Below are 19,979 nucleotides of genomic sequence, written 5' to 3' on the forward strand. Positions count from 1 at the left end.
GGTTCCGGACCGTTGTCAGTGCCGTGGTGCACACTCCCGATCAGGTGCCACTCACCTGGGGAGGACAGGGAGGACGACGTGTTCACGGGGATCGACGAGGTCGACTGGGCCTCGCTGCGGCACGCGCACGGCAGCGCGGAGGACGTGCCCGGATGGTTACGGGCCCTGGCGTCCCCGGACACCGTCGAGCGAGCGACCGCGCTCGACGGGCTGTACGACGCGGTGCACCACGAAGGAAGGGCGTACGAGGCGACGCCGGCCTGCGTGCCCTTCCTGTTCGCGCTGGCGGCATGCGAGGAGGTACCGGACCGGGGCTGCATCGTGGAACTGCTGGTCGGTATCGGTGGGGAGAGGGCGGAGGGGGCGGAGGCCGGAGAGCGCGCGGGCGCGGAGAACGCGGCACGGGAGGCGGTGTGCGCCGACGCAGAGGCCTTCGTCGCGCTCGCCGGGGACCCGGATCCGGTCGTGCGCCGGGCGGCTGCCGGAGCCCTCGTGCGCTTCCTGGACCAGCCCGCCAGGGTCCTGGAGCTGCTGCGGCGACGACTGCGGGCCGAGCGGGACGATCACGTCCTGCCGGCCGTCACGGAGGCGCTCGCGCTGTTCGCACACCGGTATCCCGCCCTCGCGGACGGCGCGCTGGACCTCCTGACCGAACAGAGCGCGCCGCCCCACGCGCCGGGCCCTCGGCTCGCGGCACTCGGCCAGCTCGCGCTCCACGCGCCCGTCCGGCTCCCCGCCGACCTGGTGCCCACGGCCGTCCGGCTGCTGCACGAGCGGTCCGCACGGCGCCGGCCGCCCGCGGAACGCTCCGGCACGGACACCCTGGTGCGCCGGATACGGCGGCTGCGCCCCTCGGACGAACAGGGCGCCGCGCTGCTGCGTACTCTCCACAACGCGCTCGGGGACCGGGTGCACGACCGGATCGCCCTGCTCACCGGGCAGTTGACCAGCCCGGACCCGGTGGATCGGTGCAATGCCGTCTGGATGTCGGCGGCCCTGTTCCGTGGCTGGCGCGGCGACTACGACGCACCCGTCCGGCTGCTCGGCGCCCAACTGAGCACCGATCAGGACCGCTTACGGGACGCGGCGGTCTCGGTCCTGGCGGAGCTGTACGCGCTGGCCGCGCCCGCCGCGGACGACCTGCACGCGCTGGTGACCACCCGGCCCGATCTGTGGACGCATCGCTGGGAGCGCGGCTCCCCCTCGCTCGGCGGCCCGCTCAAGGCGCTGGCCAGGACCGGGGATCCCCGCGCGGTCCCGCCCCTGGCCCTGCTGCTGGCCGGTCCGGCGGCGCCCGTCGGGCTGGGCCACGAAGCCGCGCACCTGGGCCGGGCCGCGGCGCCGCTGGCCCCCGCGTTGCGGCTCCGCCTCGGGCGCGTCCCGCTCACCTCGCCCACCGCCGCCCGGCTCGCCACCCCACTGCTGGCGGCGATCAGGGCCATCGGCGACAAGGAGGCCGTCCCCGAACTGATACGGCTGCTCTCGGGCGCCCCCGACGGCCTGGGAGCGCGGGACGCGGTCACCGGCCAGGTGATCGAAACGCTGGCGGAGCTGGGCGCCGCCGCGCAGACGGCACCGCTCCTGCGCCGGCTGCTCCACACCCGGCACGCGGCCACCGCGGCGGGCGCGCTGTGGCTGGCGGACGGGGACGCCACCGCAGTACTCCCCGTCCTGCTGCGGGAGTTGGGGCGGGACGATCCGGACGCCCGGCGCGCCGCCGCCCGGCAGCTCGGCAGGCTGGGCCCGGCCGCGCGCCCCGCGCTGCCCGGGCTGCGCCGCCTCGCCCGGTCCGGACCGGTGCGGGAGCGGATACCGGCCGCGTGCGCGCTGTGGCGCGTCACCGGGGACGCCGAACCGGTTCGGCCGGTCTTCCGGTCAGCCTGGACGGCGGCTCCCCGCACGCGTGGCCCGATCGCCAGGTGCCTGACCACGATGGGCCCGGCCGCGGCGCCGCTGCGCGACCTGATCACCGCAGAGCTGACCCACCCGCGCCGGCACACGGCCCACGAGGGCGCCTACGGCAGCCGTGACATCCGGGACGACGAGGAGCTGCTGAAGAGGTGCCGGGAGGTGCTGGCGGGGCTTTAGCCGGGCGTGGGGGCTGGGCTCGTGGCGGAAAGGGGCCGGCGGAGCCGAGGGAAGCCGGGATGCGCGGTGCTGACGGTGTTGACGGCGACGGCGACGGCGACGGCGGCCTGAGGGTGCCGGCGCCATCGGGGGCGGCGCCCCGCGGTTGGGCAACGCCGGGCCTTGAGCCCCACCCCGCCCGCCGACGTACCCCTCTGGCACCGTCCGGACAACGATGACTGCTCGGCGAGGCCTACCGGACGCCCGGCGTCGGACCATGCGGCCCCGCTGGGCACGTCAGACCATGCGGCCCCACTGTGGGCCCAGCCTGGCCCATTCCGTGTCCCAGGCGTCCATGCGCCGGCGTTCCAGACGGCCCCGTACGGCCAGGCCCGCCGCGAAGGGGACGGCGGCGGCACTCGCGCCGACCAGGAGGCCTATCAGGGTGGACCGGAACGCGGCCTCGGAGGCGGTGGTGGGGCGGGAGACCAGACGGCCCTGCGGGTCGGTCCAGACGGTGACCGGCGTACCGGGCCTGCTGCCGGGCTCCACCCGGATCTGACCGGTGTGGGCGGAGCCGTCGGTGACGGTCCAGCGGACCTCGGCCCAGACCTGTTCCCCGGCGGAGGCATGGCTGCTGTGCGCCGGGGACTTCCCCGGCACCTGCGCGACGACCCGGGCCACGGTGGGCCGCCAGGAGGCCCGCTCGCGGGCGAGTCCGTGCTCCACCGAGCCGGCCGCCGCGAGGCCGGCGAGCACACCGGCCAGAACGGTCAGCAGACAGGCACCGAGCACCACCCAGGCCTCCACGACGTCGGCCCGGCGTTTGAGCGGGTTGCGCCGCCAGCGCCACAGCCACACCTTCGGACCACGGAACGCCTTCAAGGGCATCCTCCTCACGAGCGCACCGACCGGCCGGACCGCCCTCCCATACGCGGAAGACCGCTCCGTTGCTCACGACGAGCCGTCTCCCGACGGTCGCACGAGACACCCCCTTCGCGCAGGCGCATGTGGGAACGGAACCGGCCGATCTTCGCCACACCCCCGCGACACAGTGGGTGACCTGCGCGAACACCCGGTCTCGGGGAGAGTGTCAGTGGTGGGGTGCAGACTGGCCGATATCTGACGGCTATCGGGACGACGGCGTCCCGGAGGTGATCGGCATGACCGAGGTACTGCTCGCGGTGGGAACCCGCAAAGGCCTGTTCATCGCGCGGCGGAGGGGCGACGGCCCCTGGGAGTTCGACGAGAGTCCGTATTTCAACGCGCAGGCGGTCTATTCGGTGGCGATCGACACCCGGGGTGCCCGGCCCCGGCTGCTGGCGGGCGGTGACAGCGCGCACTGGGGTCCGTCGGTGTTCCACTCCGACGACCTCGGCCGCACCTGGACCGAACCGGCCCGGCCCGCCGTGAAGTTCCCGAAGGAGACCGGCGCTTCCCTGGAGCGCGTCTGGCAGCTCCACCCGTCCGCCGCCGAGCCCGATGTGGTGTACGCGGGCACGGAGCCGGCCGCGCTGTACCGCTCGGAGGACCGCGGCGAGACGTTCGAGCTGGTCCGGCCGCTCTGGGAACACCCGTCCCGCTCGCAGTGGGTGCCGGGCGCGGGTGGCCAGTGCCTGCACACGGTCCTCACCGACGCGCGCGACCCCAGGACCGTGACGGTGGCCGTCTCCGCGGCGGGCGTGTTCCGGTCGATCGACGGCGGCGCGAGCTGGTCGCCGTCCAACTCCGGTGTGTCGGCGGTGTTCCTGCCGGACCCGAACCCGGAGTTCGGCCAGTGCGTGCACAAGATCGCCAGAGATCCGGTCGACCCGGACCGGCTGTATCTGCAGAACCACTGGGGGGTGTACCGCAGCGACGACGCGGGCGTGCACTGGACCGACATCGGCGAGGGCCTGCCGTCGACGTTCGGCTTCGCGGCAGCCGCGCATCCGCGCCGGGGGGACACGGCGTACATCTTCCCGATCACCGCGGACGCGGACCGGGTGCCCGCAGGGCGGCGCTGCCGGGTCTTCCGCACGGCCGACGCGGGCCGCACCTGGGAGCCGCTGTCCAAGGGGCTGCCGGAGGAGGACCATTACGGCACGGTCCTGCGGGACGCCCTGTGCACGGACGACTCCGACCCCGCCGGGGTGTACTTCGGCAACCGCAACGGCGAGGTGTACGCCTCGGCCGACGACGGCGACAGCTGGCAGTTGCTGGCCGCCCATCTGCCGGACGTGCTGTGCGTACGGGCGGCGGTGATCGGCTGACTCCGCACCGCCCGGCCTCTCAAGAAGCGGACAGCGGCGAGGCGCCGCCCGCTGCCGTGCTCCGGCCATCGGTTGATCACCGACGGGTGTACGGCAGTAGGGTGACGCCCGTGGCACCACGACCCTTGCATGAAATCGTCGAACCGGGCTGGGCGAAGGCCCTGGAACCCGTCGCCGGACGGATCGCCGCGATGGGCGACTTCCTGCGCGCGGAGATCGCCGCGGGGCGCACGTACCTCCCGGCCGGACCGAACGTCCTGCGGGCCTTCCAGCAACCCTTCGACGAGGTACGGGTCCTGATCGTGGGTCAGGACCCGTATCCCACCCCGGGGCACGCGGTGGGCCTGTCGTTCTCCGTGGCACCCGACGTGCGCCCGCTGCCGGCCAGCCTGATCAACATCTTCCGTGAGCTGACCGGCGACCTGGGGCTGCCCCAGCCGTCCACCGGGGATCTCACGCCGTGGACCGAGCAGGGCGTGCTGCTGCTCAACAGGGCGCTCACGACCGCGCCGCGCAGCCCGGGCGCGCATCGCGGCAAGGGCTGGGAAGAGGTCACCGAGCAGGCGATTCGGGCCCTGGCGGCACGCGGCAAGCCGCTGGTGTCCATCCTGTGGGGCCGTGACGCCCGCAATCTGCGTCCGTTGCTGGGCCGTCTGCCGGCGGTGGAGTCCGCGCACCCCTCGCCGATGTCGGCCGACCGCGGCTTCTTCGGCTCGCGCCCGTTCAGCCGCGCCAACGACCTGCTGATCCAGCAGGGCGGACAGCCGGTGGACTGGCGCCTGCCGTAACCGCCCCGACCAGCAGGCCGGGTTCGACAAGGACCCGTGGGACGTGACCCCGGGAAACGCGGTCGACGACGAACCGGACGAGGACGTCGTACCGGACACGGACGAGGCCGGCACCGGCCCCCGGGGCGCACCCCGGCCGGGCACGGTACATCCGGAACACCCGAGCCCGGACGAACCGTCGGCCTGAGCCTCGGGGCCGTCGGCTTGGGGTGGCGGACGTCTGCGTGATCCCAGGGCGCCTCGGCTGGACCCGCCGGAGTCCGGCACGGCTGGGCGAGCGCCTCCGACCAGCGGTTCCGTACCGGTTCATCGGCGACGTCCTGCACATGCACCGGGCACGTGCCTCCTGCACGCGTCCTCCACGCGTAACTCATCAGACAAAACCGGACGGATACCGCTCACCTGCACCCTCCCCGAACGACGGAGGGCAGGAAGCCAGTAACATGCGACGCCATGAGCTCCCCCACTGGACCCGCGTCCGGCCTGCCCGTACGAATGCCGCGACCCCGCCAGCCCGGACGCCACCGCCGTCCGGAACCGCTGGTGGCTCCTGAGGGCGCGCCCGCGCTCGTCCTCGCGGTGCCCGGTGTGCCCAGCACCACCACGCGCAGCCTCGCCGAGGAGGTCGTGAGCATCGCCCGCTCGGAGCTGCCCGGTCTCGACGCCCGGATCGGGTACCTGGACGGGGACGACTCCGAGTTCCCCGCGCTCCGTTCCGTGCTGGCGCACGCCGCCGAGGAGCGCACCGCCCGGTACGAGCAGGCCGTCGCCGCGGGGGTCGAGGGAATCAAGGAGCCCGACGGCCCGGTCGCCGTCGTCGTCCCGCTGCTGGCCGGTCCGGACAGCGCGCTGCTGCGTCAGATCCGTCAGGCCGTGATGGACAGCCGGGTCGCCGCCGAGCTGACCGATGTCCTCGGCCCGCACCCGCTGCTCGCCGAGGCGCTGCACGTGCGGCTGTCGGAGGCGGGCCTGGCCCGCGCCGACCGCGCGCGGCTGTTCACCGTGGCCACCGCCGCGGACGGCATCATCCTGGCCTCCGTGGGCGGCGAGGAGGCCGTCCAGGCAGCGGGGATCACCGGCATGCTGCTCGCCGCACGGCTGGCCGTGCCGGTGATGGCGGCGGCCCTGGACCAGGAGGGCTCCATCGCCTCCGTGGCCGAGCAGCTCCGTTCCTCCGGCTCGCAGCAGCTTGCCCTGGCGCCGTATCTGATCGGCCCGGAGATCGACCCGGCACTGCTGGCCGCGGCCGCCGAGGAGGCGGGCTGCTCCACGTCCGAGGCGCTCGGCGCGTACCCGGCGATCGGCAAGCTCGCGCTCGCCAAGTACACGACGGCGCTGGGCATCACCCCGCAGCAACCGCAGAGCGCACCGGTCCGCTGACGCCCCGGCGCCCGGCCTCCCCGGACCACCCGGCACCTGTACGACACAGGGCCCGCTCCTCACCCGGAGCGGGCCCTTCGCCTTACCGGAGCCCTTCGCTTTGCCCGAGCCCGTCGTCCCCCGCCCCGCCCGCTAGCCGAACACCACGCAAGAGGCCGCCGGAACCCGCACGGAGCCGTCGTAACGAGGGACGCCCGTCGCCTCGTCCACGGCGAACCAGGTCACCTCGCCGGAGCGCTCGTTCGCGGCGTAAAGGAAGTTGTCGTGCTCGGCCAGCGCGCGCGGCCAGTGCCCGCCGCAGGGCACCGTACCGGTCAGCCGGAGTCCGTCCGCCTCGACGGCGAGGACGGACAGGACGTCCTCACCGCGGGTCGCGGTCCAAACGAAGCGGCCGTCGGGCGAGACGACGATCCCCGAGGGGTAGGCGTCACCGGCGGGTGCGCCGGGCAGCACGGGTACCTCCGTCAGCGGCTTCAAAGACCCGCCCGCGGCGTCCCAGCGGCACACGGTGACCGTGGGGGTCAGCTCGTTGACCACGTAGGCGTGCTCGCCGTCCGGGTGGAAGGCGAGGTGGCGCGGTCCGGAACCGGGGCGCAGGGCGATCTCGCGGTGCACGGCGGGGCTGCCGCCCGCGAGGGTGCACACGCGCACCGAGTCGGTCCCGAGATCGACGCTGACGACCCACCGCCCGCTGGGGTCGGGCTGCACCTGGTGGGCGTGCGGGCCGCGCTGGCGCCGGTCGTGCGGTCCTGAGCCGGAGTGCTGGAGCCGTCCGGAGGGCGCCCCGGCGAGCGTGCCGTCCGGGCGCACGGGGACGGCGGTGACGCTGCCGCAGCCGTAGTTGGCGGTCAGCACGTGCCCGTCGTACAGGCTCAGGTGGGTGGGGCCGCTGCCGGCCACCGGCACCCGGGGTCCGGCGGGTTCGGGCCGGTCACCGGTGACGCGGTAGGCGGCGACGGCGCCCTCGGCCGTCTCGCTGACCGCGTAGAGCGTGTGCCCGTCCGGTGACAGGGCCAGGTAGGAGGGGTCGGGGACGTCCCGCACGGCGGAGAGAAGGGTGAGCGCCCCGGTGTCCGGCGCGACGTCGGCGGTCACCAGTCCGGGTCCGCCCGCCGCCGTGAACGATCCGATGAACGCCCGGCGCCTGCCCGCCCTGCCGTCCTGTGCCACCGCTGTCCCCTCTCGGTCGAGCCCCTCGCGCCGGTCCGGGCCCGACGGTAGCAGTCGATCACCCGAGGTCTAGACCAAGGAGCCGGGGTGGCAGGGCGGTTCTTCCGGGAGTTGGCGCACTTCCTTGCGAGTGGGGGCGCACTCGGTTCTCGTGCGCCCCGCCCGGTCACGCGCCGACCAGCCGGGAGCCCGACGGCGTGCGCAGCGGCTCCGCGAGTTCGGCCAGGGCGCGCTCCAGGCCGTGCAGATGCACCAGGGCGGGTTCGGCGGGCGGCTCGGCGGGGCGGAGGAGGGGTTCGGCGCGGCCGTCGGTGAGGGCCTCGACGGCGGCCTCCACACGCCAGCAGGCGGCGGCGAGGCGGGCGTCGTGGGAGGCCTCCGGGTCGGCGGCGACCGCGACCAGGCCCCGGATCTCGCGGGCGCAGTCGTCGAGCAGCGCCAGGACCCGGCGGGCCCGCGCCTTGCGCGCCGGCATCGGGTTCAGCGGGTGCACCAGCGGGGCGACCGAGAGCCGGACCCGGCCGAGCAACTGCTCCAGTTCGGCCACGCGCGGCGCGGGGTCGGCCGTGGTGGAGCCGGCGAGGCGGGCGGCGGCCTCGGCCGTGCAGGCGTGCACGCAGCGCAGGGCCCGCTGGATCCAGGCGTCGGTGGTGGCGTGGGTGGTGACCGGCAGCACGAACAGGACGGCGAGCGCGGCGCCGAGCGCCCCGACGCCGGTCTCGACGAGCCGCAGCGCGAGCAGTCCGGGGCTGAGGACGCCGAGGAGGCCGTACAGGGACTCGGCGAGCAGGGTCACCCAGAGCATCATCCAGGTGTAGGAGACGGCAGCCGTGTAGAAGATGCCGAACACGGCGACCGCGACGAGGACGGCCGTCGGCAGGGGCGCGCCGTGCGCGGGGACCGCGATCAGGAAGCCCAGGCAGATGCCGATGACCGTGCCGAGGACCCGGCGGAAGCCGCGGACCAGCGTCTCGCCGCGCGAGGCGGTGTTGACGAAGATCCACCAGGTGGCGCCGACGGCCCAGTACCAGCGCTGTCCGGACACCAGTTGGCCGACGACGAGCGCGAAACCGGCGCCCGCGGTGGCCTGGACGGCCTGCCGGGTGGTCACCCGGGCCAGCCCGGCCCCGGCCGTCGGGACCGGTACGGCGGCCGGGGGCAGCCGGCGCTCGTAGCACCAGACACCGAACCGCACGAGGGCCGCGCTGAGCACGGAGAGCAGGACGGCGGCGTACAGCTCGGGCAGTTGTCCCGGGGCCGCGTGCAGGAACTGGGCCACGAAGAACGTCATGAAGGCGAAGACGCCGAGGCTGTGCCCGCGCGGGCCCCATCGGCGGGCGTAGACGCCGGCGCCGACGACGGCGAGGAAGGTGAGGTCGCGGGCGACGGGGTGGTCGTGCAACTCGGCCGCGGCGGCGAGCACGGGCACGCCCACGACGGGCAGCAGGGCCGTGGTGACCGCCTGTCCGCGCACGGTCGGGTCGGTGACGGTGAACAGGGCGAGCAGCGCGGCGAGGCCGCCGGTGACGGCGCCTGCGAGGGAGTGTCCGGCCAGTCCGCAGACCACCACCGCCAGTCCGATGCCGAGGACGGCCCGCGCGGCGAAGCGCAACCGCGCCCGTCCCGGGTCCGGAGCCACGAACATCCTCTTCAGCACTGCTGCCCTCCCCTGGGGTGCATGGGTACACCGGCACAGAAAAGGCGCCGCGGGGGTCCGCAGCGCCATCGACACGTCCATAAGAGCATCACCGGGGTCACTGGCTCAAGTGTGACGCGAATCGCTGAGCCATTGGCACAGCATCAACCCGGCACGCCCACTGACCGGAATACCAACGGACCAGGTGGGACGGCACACGCGTCTCAGGATCACCTGGACCATTGGTACAGTCGTCCATCATGGCCGTGGACGCACTCGACACCCGCATCCTGCGGCTGCTTCTGGAGCAGCCGCGCACCAGCGTGCGCGAGTACGCCCGCATCCTCGGCGTGGCCCGCGGCACGCTCCAGGCCCGGCTGGACCGGATGGAACGGGACGGCGTGATCACCGGTACGGGTCCCTCCCTGTCCCCCGCCGCGCTCGACCATCCGGTACTGGCGTTCGTGCACATCGAGGTCACCCAGGGCCATCTCGACGACGTGGGGGACGCGCTGGCCGCCGTGCCTGAGATCGTGGAGGCCTTCTCGATCACCGGAGGCGGTGACCTGCTCGCACGCGTGGTGGGCCGGGACAACGCGCACCTGGAGGACGTGATCCAGAAGCTGATCAGCCTCCCGGGCGTGGTGCGCACCCGCACCGAGGTGGCGCTGCGCGAGCGCGTCCCGTACCGGCTGCTGCCCCTGGTGGAGTCGGTGGGCCGGGCGGCCCGCGTCTGACGCTTGGCATCCTGGACGCCATGAGCGATCTCGGCGCCCTCTCGGTCATCTTCGATCTCGACGGAACGCTGGTGGACAGCGAGCCGAACTACTACGAGGCGAGCCGGCAGACCCTGGCCGAGCACGGCGTCCCCGACTTCACCTGGGCGGACCACGAGGGCTACGTCGGCATCAGCACCCGGGAGACGGTGACGATCTGGCGGGAGCGCTACGGCCTGCGCGCCTCGGCGGCGGAGCTGCTGGCCGCGACGAACCGCCGCTATCTGGAGCTGGCCCGCACCCGTACGCGTGCGTATCCGGAGATGCGCGCGTTCGTGGAGCTGCTGGCCGCCGAGGACGTCCCGATGGCGGTGGCGTCGGGCTCCTCGCCGGAGGCCATCGAGGCGATCCTGGCGGGCACCGGCCTGGGCGCCTTCCTGCGCACGGTGGTCTCGGCAGACGAGGTCCCGCACGGCAAGCCCGCGCCCGACGTCTTCCTGGAGGCAGCCCGCCGGCTCGGCGCCGACCCGGTCGACTGCATGGTCCTGGAGGACGCGGCCCCGGGGGCGGCCGCCGCCCACGCGGCCGGCATGCGCTGCGTGGCCGTCCCGTACGTCCCCGCCCAGGCCGACGCCCCCGAGTTCGGCACCGCGAGCCTGCTCCTGCGGGGCGGCCAGACCGAGTTCACGGCGCGGTCGGCGTACGCGTGGCTGCGGGACACGGCCCGTGAGCAATCCCCTTACCGGCAGTACCGCTGACGCTCCTCCGCTCCCTCCACGTCTGCGATCTGCTGCCGTCCCTGACCCCGGTCCCCGGTTCCCGCTCCACTTCCCCCTGCACGGCACCGAGGGTGTGGCGGGAGCGCCCTTTCGGAGCAAGGGGGCGCTGGTCGTCCACGTGGGGAGCACCGTGGACGCCTGGCGGCCGAAGGACGACTGGGGCGCGCGGACGGAGAGGCCGTGGTGCGTACGGCGCGAAGGGCGTCGTACATCTCCTGAACTGCCTCGGCCGGGGACGGAACCGGAGGCGAGGAAGGCGCCGTTCCCGGGGTTCCGCACGGTCGTTCCCGGCGTGCGCGCGCGGCCATGACTGCATAGCGTGACCCCATGAGCACAGAACAGGCCCGGACCGCCCCCGACGAGCGGCGGTGGAAGGCGCTCGGGGTCTGTCTGGCAGCGGGCTTCATCTCGCTCCTCGACACCTCGATCGTCAATGTGGCGCTGCCCTCGCTGGAGCGCGGACTGGGGGCCTCGGAGGCGACCCAGGCATGGGTGGTCTCCGGGTACGCCCTCACCTTCGGGCTGGCGCTGGTCCCGGCCGGCCGGCTGGGCGACATGCGTGGCCGGCGCCAGGCCTTCCTCTTCGGGCTCGCCGTGTTCACGGTGGCCTCGGCGGCGTGCGGATTCGCGCCCAGTACCGGCTGGCTGGTGGTGTTCCGGCTGATCCAGGGCACGGCCGCGGGCATCGTCGCGCCGCAGACCTCTGGGCTGATCCAGCAGATGTTCCAGGGCTCCGAGCGGGCCAAGGCCTTCGGGGTGCTCGGCACCGTCATCGGGGTGTCCACGGCGGCGGGCCCCCTGGCGGGCGGCCTGCTGATCGATGCCGCCGGCACCGACGACGGCTGGCGCTGGGTGTTCTTCGTCAACCTGCCGATCGGGGTGGCCGCCTTCGTCGCGGGCCTCCGGCTGCTGCCGCGTTTCCCGGCGACGGGGAAGCACGAGGAGTTCGACCTGTTCGGAGTCTTCCTCCTGGGCACAGGTGTCCTCGCGCTCATGCTGCCCCTGGTCCAGGAGCAGCAGTGGACGGGACGGGAGAAGTGGGCGCTGATGCCGCTGGCCGTGGTGCTGCTGGGCGCGTTCTGGGCGTGGGAGAAGCGGCAGGGACGGCTCGGCCGGGCCCCGCTGGTCGACCTGGCGCTGTTCTCCCTGCGCTCCTTCACGCTCGGCGCCCTGATCAGCCTCAGCTACTTCGCGGGCTTCACCACCGTCTTCTTCCTCTACGCCCTGTACCTCCAGAACGGCGTGGGATACAGCGCGCTGGCGTCGGGGCTCACGGTCCTGCCCTTCGCGGCTGCCTCGGCGGTCGGCGCGGCCATCGGCGGTCGGCTGGTGGTGCGCTTCGGCCGCAAGCTGGTCGTCATGGGGCTGGCCGGGGTGGCACTGGGCGTGCTCGGGGTGGTGGTGGCGGTGGAGCTGGTGCCCGGACGGAACGTGGGATGGGCGTCGGCGCTGCCCCTGCTCATCGGCGGCATCGGGTCCGGCCTGACGGTCTCCCCGAACACCACCCTCACCCTGACCCGCGTCCCCGTGCACCGGGCGGGCGCCGCCGGTGGCGTCCTCCAGACGGGCCAGCGCGTCGGCTCGGCCGCCGGGATCGCGGTGGTGGGCGCGGTGTACTTCGCCCACCTCGCCAATCACGGCCGTGCGGACACGGCGCTCCAGCTCGGGCTGCTGGCCATCGCGGGAATCATCCTGGTCGCCCTGGTGCTGGCGATCGCCGATCTGCGCGAACGCCAGGTACGCCCCGAGCAGGAGAAGTCCGCGGAGCCGATCGGGCGGGGCTGGGACGAGGGGGGCGCCGTGGAGAGCGTCCGGCCTGGTCCGTGAGGGAACGGGCGCGGGGCTCCGGTGGGAGACGAGGGGGCTCCGGTGGGAGATCCGCGAGGGGGCGGTGAGAGCGCGGAGTGCTCGGCACAGAGCGCGCCGAGAGCACCGAAGGCACCGGCACAGACGGCACCAAGCGCGTCGGCCGCCTTCGTCGTGGTCCCTCGCCTCACGACCTCCGGCGCGGCTTCCCCCGCTTGGCCGGCTTGCCCCCGCCGCCCGTGCGGGCGCGGGCCGTGCGGCCGGCCGGCTTGCCCGAGGACTTCGCCGACGGCTTGCCGGACGACTTGGCCTGCGACTTCGCCGCAGGTGTCGGGCGGCTGCCGCCCTGGTCGGAGCGCTTGCCCTGCTCGTCGGCCGAGGGCTTCACCGCCGTACGACCCCTGGTGCTGTTGACCGTGCGTCCGCGCACGATGCCGATGAACTCCTCCACCAGGTCGGTGGTGGCCTCCTCCGGCCAGGACAGGGCGACGCCCGACTGGGGGGCGTCGACGACCGGGCGGTAGGTGAGGTCCCGGCGGTGGTGCAGACGGGCGAGGGACTGCGGGACGATCAGGAGACCGACGTTCGCCGCCACCAGTTCGACGGCGTCCGCGGTCGTGGCGGGTCGCTCGAAGGCCGGTTCACCGGGGGGCGCGTCCCAGTCGAAGACGTCGTCCAAGGGGTGGAAGAGCACCTCGTCGGCGAGGTCGGCCAGGGTCACCTCGTCCGCCGCCGTGATCAGGTGGTCCTTGGGGACGACGACCACCGTGGTCTCGAGGTACAGCGGGATCGCGCTGAAGAACGTACGGTCGACCGGCAGCCGGACCAAGCCCGCGTCGGCCTCGCCCGCGCGCAGCACCTCCGGCGCCTCGGCGGGCGGGACCTGGACGAGGGTGAGCGGGACGTCGGGCAGGCGCTCGTTCCAGATCCTCACCCACTTGGCGGGCGTCACTCCGGGAACGTACGCGAGCCGGAACGACGGTGAATCCTCCGAGCCAGTCATCAGGCCAGGTTACCGGCCCGGCCGGAAGCCTCCGCCACGAGCCGCCGGCACGGGCCGCTGATACGGGTCCCTGATACGGGCCGCCGACACGGCTCGCCGTCACCGGTCCCACCGGGCCTCGCCCGCAGATGCCCGGCTGCGCCCCGGCGTCAGTCGCCATCAGGCCTTGGCCGGCAGGTGCCACCCGCGCTTCGGCGCGAGCGACCCCAGGCCCTCGTCACCCGCCGTGGTCGGCCCTCCCATATGCGGCCGATACCCTTGAGGACATGAAGTCGCAGCAGAGCACCCAGACGATGAAGCCCGCGACCGCGGCGAAGAAGCTGGGTGTGTACCTCCCCGCCACCCCCGCCTCCTTCCAGGAGGGTGTGGTCACGCGCGCCGAGCTGAACGAGTTGCAGGCCAACCCGCCCGAGTGGCTGCGCGAGCTGCGGAGCAACGGTCCCCACCCGCGTCCTGTGGTGGCCGCCAGGCTGGGCGTGTCCATCGCGGGTCTCGCCCGGGGCGGGGTCACCGAGCCGCTGACCACCGAGCAGATCGAGGCGCTCAGGCAGGAGCGGCCCGAGTGGCTGGAGAAGGAGCGCGCCACCCAGGCGGAGGTCCGCAAGGAGGCCGCGCGGCTCAACGACCTGAAGAAGCAGAAGGCGGAGAAGGCGGAGAAGAGGGACGGCGGCGCCGAGCGCGGCTGATCCTTCCGTCCATCCCGACGCCCTCCGGCTCCGCCCGGGGGGCGTTGTCCGTTGTCGGTCGGACGGCCGGGCGGGCGGGGAACCGGCACACAGAGGGCGACACCGGACGGGCCGCCGTTCCCCCGTGCCGGCGGCCCCTCGGACGCGCTGTGTCCGACCAGGCCGGTGTCGCCGGGTTGAAGTGTGCGACAGCCGGGGACCGCAGGGGTATGCGTACAACTACGTACGCCGACGGGGAGGACGGGTACGCAAGGCAACCGGAGAGGAACCGTGCGGCTGGAGAAGGCCTACGAGCGCATGACGGCCGTCGCCGTGGCGGCACTGCACGAACGGGAACCCGAGCGGCTGTGGCCGATGCTGGCCGGCACGCTGGCGGAGGTGTGCGGGGGCGAGGCGGTCATCCACAAAATGGACGAGTGGAGCGAGAGCGCGGGCACGATGGGCACGGTGCCGGATGCCGCCGCCGCCGAGCTGGCCCGGCTCGGGGAAGCCGACCTGGGCCTGCTGCGGGCGGGCTACCCCTTCGCCGGTCACTACGCGGCCGGAACCGACCGGACGCCGGTCAGCGCGCACCGGGCGGCGGGTCGTACCTGGCCCTCCAGTCCCACGGCCCGCCTGCTCCGTGAGGTCCTGGACGTCGACCATGTGCTGGGCGTGCCGCTCCCGGGGAGCGCCGCCCCGATCACCGGGTGCCTGGTGTACCGCGCCGGCCAGGACTTCAGCGACGACCACCTGGCCGTCGCCGAGCGCGCGCAGCCGCTGCTGGCGGCGGTCGAGCGGCAGCGGCAACTGCTGGAGGAGTGGCGGCGGGCGCTCGGCCCGGCCGGTACGCCGGACCAGCGGGCGGCGGACTGCGCGCTGACCCCGCGCGAGACCGCCGTCCTGCTGCTGCTCACGGACGCGCTCACCGCGGACGCGATCGGCCGCCGCCTCGGCATCTCGGTCCGCACGGTGCACAAGCACGTGGAGAACATCTACCGCAAGCTGGGCACCCGTGACCGCGTCGGCACGGTACTGCGCGCGCAGCGGCTCGGCCTGGTACCGATGCCCCCTCCGGCCGATGCCGCCCGGCCTCACCCTTCCTGACCCGGCACCGTGTCCATGCGGTGAGCCGGTGAAGCTCAGCCGAGGAAGCTCAGCCGGACCCGGCGGTCCGGATTGTCCTTGTTGGTGTCCACCAGACACACCGACTGCCAGGTGCCCAGCTCCAGGCGTCCACCGATCACCGGCAGGGTCGCGTGCGGCGGCACGATGGCGGGCAGGACGTGGTCGCGGCCGTGGCCGGGGCTGCCGTGCCGGTGCTGCCAGCGGTCGTCGGCGGGGAGCAGGGTGTGCAGGGCGGCGAGGAGGTCGTCGTCGCTCCCGGCACCCGTCTCGATCACGGCGATTCCGGCGGTGGCGTGCGGGACGAAGATGTTGAGCAGACCGTCGCGGCCGGCCGCCGCCTCCCGCAGGAACTCCTCGCAGTCGGCGGTGAGGTCGACGACGCGTTCCCGGCTGCCGGTGGAGACGTTCAGCACGCGTGTGGTGAAGGCATCGGACATGCCCTCATCCTGACCCATACGCCGGTTCCCACACCCCGTGGCACCCGCGTTTTCCGATACACGTGGTCCACAGGACGAGACACCGTTGACCTGTCCGCTGTCATCTGGCTACGTTCTGCCGCATGTTGCGTTCAGCCCTGCTCACCACGCGCGGTCACATCGACCTGCTGCGGGTGGCCTCCGCCGCGTGTCGCCGCGGCCGCTGACGCCCTTTCCTTCCTCCTCCTTCCCTTCGCGGCTTTCCGCGCTGCGGGGTACCTCGCCCTACCCCCGTGCGTCCGTACGTCACCCCTGATCAGCTCGCCGTTGAGCGGGACATGACGTAACCGCGCCGAGCCGCGTCTCCCCCGCCCCCGGCTCTCTCCCAGTGGAGCATTCATGAGCATCAGCCATGCCCCACCCAACTCCCCCGGGCCCGACATTTCGGGTACGTCCACGTCGCAAGCCGCCGCCACGGAAGCTTCCGGCCCCGCGTCCCCCGCCCTCCAGCCCGTGGTCCCCGCCTCCACTCGCCGCGCCCGGGTCCCCCGCTGGCTGCGCCGCACCACCGGCCCGCTCCTGCTGCTGGCCCTGTGGCAACTCCTCAGCGCCACCGGCGTGCTGGCAGCCGACGTGCTCGCCTCGCCGGGCCGGATCGCGCGGGTCGGCTGGGATCTGATCGCCGACGGTTCGCTGCCGTCGGCCATGGGCACCTCCCTCCAGCGCGTCGCGTTCGGATTGCTGTTCGGCACGGTGATCGGCACCGGGCTCGCCTTGCTCTCGGGGCTGTTCCGGATCGGCGAGGACCTGGTCGACGCACCGGTGCAGATGCTGCGCACGGTGCCGTTCGTGGGTCTCATCCCGCTGTTCATCATCTGGTTCGGCATCGGCGAGACCCCGAAGATCGCGATCATCACGCTCGGGGTGACCTTCCCGCTCTACCTCAACGTCTACGCCGGCATCCGGGGTGTCGACAGCCAGCTCATCGAAGCCGGTGAGTCGTTGGGGCTGTCCCGATGGGGGCTGGTACGGCACGTGGTGCTGCCGGGCGCGCTCCCCGGGGCGCTGACCGGGCTGCGGTACTCCCTCGGCATCGCCTGGCTCGCGCTCGTCTTCGCCGAGCAGGTCAACGCCGACGCAGGCATCGGATTCCTGATGGTGCAGGCGCGGGACTTCCTGCGGACCGACGTGATCGTGGTCTGCCTGATCGTCTACGCCTTCCTCGGCCTGCTCGCCGACTTCATCGTCCGCTCCCTCGAAAGGCTGCTGCTGCAATGGCGACCGACGTTCACCGGACGGTGACCGGGCCCGCGGTCCATGTCGAGGGGCTGACCCGCTCCTTCGACGGCCGCGCCGTCATCGACGACCTCCGACTCGACATCGCACCCGGCGAGTTCGTCGCCCTGCTCGGGCGCAGCGGCTGCGGCAAGTCCACCTTGCTGCGCATTCTCGCGGGCCTCGACCGGGACATCGAGGGCACGGCCCTGGTCCCGCGCCGCCGGGCCGTCGCCTTCCAGGCACCCCGGCTCATGCCCTGGAAGAAGGTGTGGCGCAACGTCCTGCTCGGACTGCCGGGCCGCCCCGAACGGGACGTCGCCGAGCGGGCGTTGGACGAGGTCGGCCTCGGTCATCGCGTCGACGCCTGGCCGAAGACCCTGTCCGGAGGCGAGGCGCAGCGCGCCTCCCTCGCCCGCGCGCTGGTGCGCGAGCCCGACCTGCTGCTGCTCGACGAGCCGTTCGGCGCCCTCGACGCGCTCACCCGGATCAAGGCCCAGCGCCTGGTCGGAGAGGTGTGGCAGCGCCGGGGCTGCGCGGTGCTGCTGGTCACGCACGACGTCGAGGAGGCGGTACTGCTCGCCGACCGCGTCCTGGTCATGGACGGCGGCCGGATCGCCCATGAGCAGCACATCGAACTGGACCGGCCGCGTGAGATCACCGACCCCCGGTTCGCCGCCCTGCGCGCCCGACTGCTGGAACGGCTCGGCGTCGACACCACCGCCGCAGCCGCCTGAACGCCCACCCTCGCACACGAACGGAACCGTCATGCGACGACGCCTCGTCCCCGCCGCGCTGCTGCCCTTCGCGCTCCTGCTCACCGCCTGCGGCGGCAATTCGTCCGCCCAGACCGGCGCCGACATCGACGGTAAGGGCTCCGTCACGCTGAACGTCGGTGACCAGAAGGGCGGTTCGGAGGCCATCCTCCGCGCCGCCGGAGAGCTGAAGAACCTGGACTACAGGATCAAGTGGTCGACCTTCACCTCCGGGCCGCCGTTGCTGGAGGCGGTGAACGCCAAGGCCGTCGACATCGGCGGCGTCGGCAACACCCCGCCCGTCTTCGCGGCCGGCGCCGGTTCGAAGATCACCGTCGTCGCCGCCTGGCACGGCACCTCCAAGGGCGACACCGTCCTCGTGCCGAACGGCTCGAAGCTGACCGGTCCGCGCCGGCTCAAGGGCAGGTCCGTCGCGGTCGCGCAGGGTTCCTCCGCGCACTACCAGCTGGTCGCCTCCCTCAAGGCGGCCGGGCTGAGCCTCGCCGACGTCAAGGTCAAGTATCTCCAGCCGGCCGACGCTCTCGCCGCGTTCACCTCCGGCAAGGTCGACGCGTGGGCGGTCTGGGACCCGTACACCTCGCAGATCCTCCAGACCCGGCGGGGCCGCGTGCTCACCACGGGCGACGGCATCACCAACGGGCTCACCTTCCAGGTCGCGGCGCCGGCCGCCCTGAAAGACCCCGGGAAGGCCGCCGCGATCAAGGACTACCTGGCACGGCTGCGGCGGGCCACGGCCTGGGTGTACGACCACCAGGAGGAGTGGGCCAAGGTGTGGGCGAAGGACACCGGGTTGCCCTACGAGGTGGCGCTGGCCTCCGTGAAGCGCACCAACTCCACCCGTGTCCCGGTCGCCGTCGACAAGCAGCTCATCGCCTCCGAACAGCGGATCGCCGACGCGTTCACCGAGCTGAGGCTCATCCCCGGGAAGGTCGACTTCGCCGACTTCACGGACCCGCGGTACAACGGCGACCTGCCGCCGTCGACGACCCCGGCCAAGGACTGAACAGCGGGGAAGATCCGTGCGCGGCTCGCTGTTGCTTGAAGCGTGAACGAAGTGCGTGAGGTCGAGGTCGTCGTCATCGGTGCCGGTCAGGCGGGTCTGGCCGCCGCCTATCACCTGCGGCGCACCGGCTTCGAGCCGGACCGCGACTTCGTCGTCCTGGACCACTCCCCCGGGCCGGGCGGCGCCTGGCAGTTCCGGTGGCCCTCGCTGACCTTCGGCAAGGTGCACGGCATGCACGCGCTGCCCGGCATGGAGCTGACCGACGCCGACCCGGCGCGGCCCTCGGCCGAGGTCGTCCGGGAGTACTTCGACCGGTACGAGCGCACCTTCGACCTGCGGGTGCGGCGGCCCGTGGATGTGCGCGCGGTGCGCGAGGGCACCGGCGGGCGGCTGCTCGTGGAGACGTCCGACGGCACCTGGTCGACGCGGGCGCTGATCAACGCGACCGGCACCTGGGACCGCCCGTTCTGGCCGCGTTACCCCGGGCAGGAGACCTTCCGCGGCCGGCAGCTGCACACCGCGCAGTACGCCGGTCCCGAGGAGTTCGCCGGGCAGCGGGTCGTGGTGGTGGGCGGGGGCGCCTCGGGCACCCAGCATCTGCTGGAGCTGGCTCCGTACGCCGCCTCGACCACCTGGGTCACCCGGCGGCCCCCGGTCTTCCGCGAGGGCCCGTTCGACGAGGAGGCGGGGCGTGCGGCCGTCGCGCTGGTGGAGGAGCGGGTGAGTCAGGGGCTGCCGCCGCGCAGTGTGGTCTCGGTCACCGGTCTCCCGCTGAACGACGCCGTCCGGCAGGGGCTCGCGTACGGGGTCCTGGACCGGCAGCCGATGTTCGACCGGATCACCCCGGACGGCGTGGCGTGGCGGGACGGCCGGCAGGTGTCCGCCGATGTGATTCTGTGGGCGACCGGGTTCCGTGCCGCACTCGACCATCTCGCTCCGCTGAGGCTGCGCGAGCCGGGCGGCGGTATCCGGGTGGAGGGCACGCGCGCGGTCGCCGATCCGCGGATCCACCTCGTCGGCTACGGCCCCTCGGCCAGCACCATCGGGGCCAACCGGGCCGGGCGCGCGGCCGTCCGGGACATCAGGCGGCTGCTCGCCGGGGAACCGGTCGCCGCGTGA

Annotated in this window: 20 protein-coding genes; 15 read left to right on the forward strand and 5 right to left on the reverse strand. The window is 73.5% G+C overall.

Going from position 1 to position 19,979, the window contains the following annotated elements; translation table 11 throughout:
* Positions 1-78 precede the first annotated feature (78 nt).
* Entirely contained in the window at positions 79-2,088 is a 2,010-nt protein-coding gene (locus OO52_RS31580; RefSeq protein ID WP_030651113.1) for a PBS lyase, read from the forward strand.
* Positions 2,089-2,364: 276 nt separating this feature from the next.
* Here the strand turns inward: OO52_RS31580 and OO52_RS31585 are convergent, their stop codons facing one another.
* Positions 2,365-2,952, reverse strand: coding sequence for an Rv1733c family protein (locus tag OO52_RS31585; protein WP_078877113.1), 588 nt, complete (start codon positions 2,950-2,952; stop codon positions 2,365-2,367).
* A gap of 278 nt (positions 2,953-3,230) precedes the next feature.
* Here OO52_RS31585 and OO52_RS31590 point away from each other — a divergent pair, with 278 nt between their 5' ends.
* From OO52_RS31590 to OO52_RS31605, 4 genes are all read left to right on the forward strand, one after another.
* Positions 3,231-4,319, forward strand: a complete 1,089-nt coding sequence (locus tag OO52_RS31590; protein ID WP_030651117.1) for a WD40/YVTN/BNR-like repeat-containing protein — start codon at positions 3,231-3,233, stop codon at positions 4,317-4,319.
* Between the two features lie 110 nt (positions 4,320-4,429).
* Positions 4,430-5,107, forward strand: coding sequence for a uracil-DNA glycosylase (locus tag OO52_RS31595; protein ID WP_030651119.1), 678 nt, complete (start codon positions 4,430-4,432; stop codon positions 5,105-5,107).
* 43 nt (positions 5,108-5,150) lie between these two features.
* Entirely contained in the window at positions 5,151-5,294 is a 144-nt protein-coding gene (locus OO52_RS51720; protein WP_167347940.1) for a hypothetical protein, read from the forward strand.
* A gap of 266 nt (positions 5,295-5,560) precedes the next feature.
* Complete coding sequence (locus OO52_RS31605) at positions 5,561-6,487, forward strand: sirohydrochlorin chelatase (RefSeq protein WP_106972094.1); 927 nt, start codon at positions 5,561-5,563, stop codon at positions 6,485-6,487.
* Positions 6,488-6,619: 132 nt separating this feature from the next.
* Here the strand turns inward: OO52_RS31605 and OO52_RS31610 are convergent, their stop codons facing one another.
* Positions 6,620-7,657, reverse strand: coding sequence for a lactonase family protein (locus OO52_RS31610; protein WP_030651125.1), 1,038 nt, complete (start codon positions 7,655-7,657; stop codon positions 6,620-6,622).
* Between the two features lie 166 nt (positions 7,658-7,823).
* Positions 7,824-9,314 (reverse strand): FUSC family protein, encoded by a 1,491-nt coding sequence (locus tag OO52_RS31615; RefSeq protein ID WP_030651129.1) that lies wholly within the window; start codon positions 9,312-9,314, stop codon positions 7,824-7,826.
* Positions 9,315-9,553: 239 nt separating this feature from the next.
* Between OO52_RS31615 and OO52_RS31620 the strand changes: the two genes are divergently transcribed.
* From OO52_RS31620 to OO52_RS31630, 3 genes are all read left to right on the forward strand, one after another.
* Positions 9,554-10,030 (forward strand): Lrp/AsnC family transcriptional regulator, encoded by a 477-nt coding sequence (locus OO52_RS31620; protein WP_030651131.1) that lies wholly within the window; start codon positions 9,554-9,556, stop codon positions 10,028-10,030.
* A gap of 20 nt (positions 10,031-10,050) precedes the next feature.
* Complete coding sequence (locus OO52_RS31625; RefSeq protein ID WP_030651134.1) at positions 10,051-10,767, forward strand: HAD family hydrolase; 717 nt, start codon at positions 10,051-10,053, stop codon at positions 10,765-10,767.
* Positions 10,768-11,115: 348 nt separating this feature from the next.
* Positions 11,116-12,615: an MFS transporter gene (locus OO52_RS31630; RefSeq protein WP_030651137.1), complete on the forward strand. Its 1,500-nt coding sequence runs from the start codon at positions 11,116-11,118 to the stop codon at positions 12,613-12,615.
* 166 nt (positions 12,616-12,781) lie between these two features.
* On the opposite strand, the gene OO52_RS31635 is transcribed toward OO52_RS31630, so the two are convergent.
* Complete coding sequence (locus tag OO52_RS31635) at positions 12,782-13,597, reverse strand: LysR family substrate-binding domain-containing protein (protein WP_030651140.1); 816 nt, start codon at positions 13,595-13,597, stop codon at positions 12,782-12,784.
* 266 nt (positions 13,598-13,863) lie between these two features.
* Between OO52_RS31635 and OO52_RS31640 the strand changes: the two genes are divergently transcribed.
* Together OO52_RS31640 and OO52_RS31645 are read left to right on the forward strand one after the other, a co-directional pair.
* Positions 13,864-14,283 (forward strand): DUF5997 family protein, encoded by a 420-nt coding sequence (locus OO52_RS31640; RefSeq protein ID WP_030651143.1) that lies wholly within the window; start codon positions 13,864-13,866, stop codon positions 14,281-14,283.
* 270 nt (positions 14,284-14,553) lie between these two features.
* Positions 14,554-15,369 carry a helix-turn-helix transcriptional regulator gene (locus OO52_RS31645; protein ID WP_030651145.1) on the forward strand — a complete coding sequence of 272 codons (816 nt, stop codon included), beginning with the start codon at positions 14,554-14,556 and terminating at the stop codon, positions 15,367-15,369.
* 35 nt (positions 15,370-15,404) lie between these two features.
* On the opposite strand, the gene OO52_RS31650 is transcribed toward OO52_RS31645, so the two are convergent.
* Positions 15,405-15,827 (reverse strand): secondary thiamine-phosphate synthase enzyme YjbQ, encoded by a 423-nt coding sequence (locus OO52_RS31650; protein WP_030651147.1) that lies wholly within the window; start codon positions 15,825-15,827, stop codon positions 15,405-15,407.
* 122 nt (positions 15,828-15,949) lie between these two features.
* Between OO52_RS31650 and OO52_RS54715 the strand changes: the two genes are divergently transcribed.
* The 5 genes from OO52_RS54715 to OO52_RS31670 all read left to right on the forward strand — a co-directional run bounded on the left by OO52_RS54715 (position 15,950) and on the right by OO52_RS31670 (position 19,979).
* Entirely contained in the window at positions 15,950-16,033 is an 84-nt protein-coding gene (locus OO52_RS54715) for a putative leader peptide (RefSeq protein WP_313884353.1), read from the forward strand.
* A 172-nt stretch (positions 16,034-16,205) separates the two neighbouring features.
* The gene (locus OO52_RS31655; RefSeq protein WP_030651150.1) at positions 16,206-17,108 is read left to right on the forward strand and encodes an ABC transporter permease; all 903 of its coding nucleotides are present in this window, start codon (positions 16,206-16,208) and stop codon (positions 17,106-17,108) included.
* Positions 17,081-17,818 (forward strand): ABC transporter ATP-binding protein, encoded by a 738-nt coding sequence (locus OO52_RS31660; RefSeq protein ID WP_030938713.1) that lies wholly within the window; start codon positions 17,081-17,083, stop codon positions 17,816-17,818. The genes OO52_RS31655 and OO52_RS31660 overlap by 28 nt, the downstream gene beginning before the upstream one ends.
* 31 nt (positions 17,819-17,849) lie before the next feature.
* Positions 17,850-18,860: an ABC transporter substrate-binding protein gene (locus OO52_RS31665; protein ID WP_030651156.1), complete on the forward strand. Its 1,011-nt coding sequence runs from the start codon at positions 17,850-17,852 to the stop codon at positions 18,858-18,860.
* A 42-nt stretch (positions 18,861-18,902) separates the two neighbouring features.
* Positions 18,903-19,979 carry an NAD(P)-binding domain-containing protein gene (locus OO52_RS31670; RefSeq protein WP_030651159.1) on the forward strand — a complete coding sequence of 359 codons (1,077 nt, stop codon included), beginning with the start codon at positions 18,903-18,905 and terminating at the stop codon, positions 19,977-19,979.

It is taken from the genome of Streptomyces flaveolus (assembly GCF_000716535.1).
GTDB lineage: Bacteria > Actinomycetota > Actinomycetes > Streptomycetales > Streptomycetaceae > Streptomyces > Streptomyces flaveolus_A.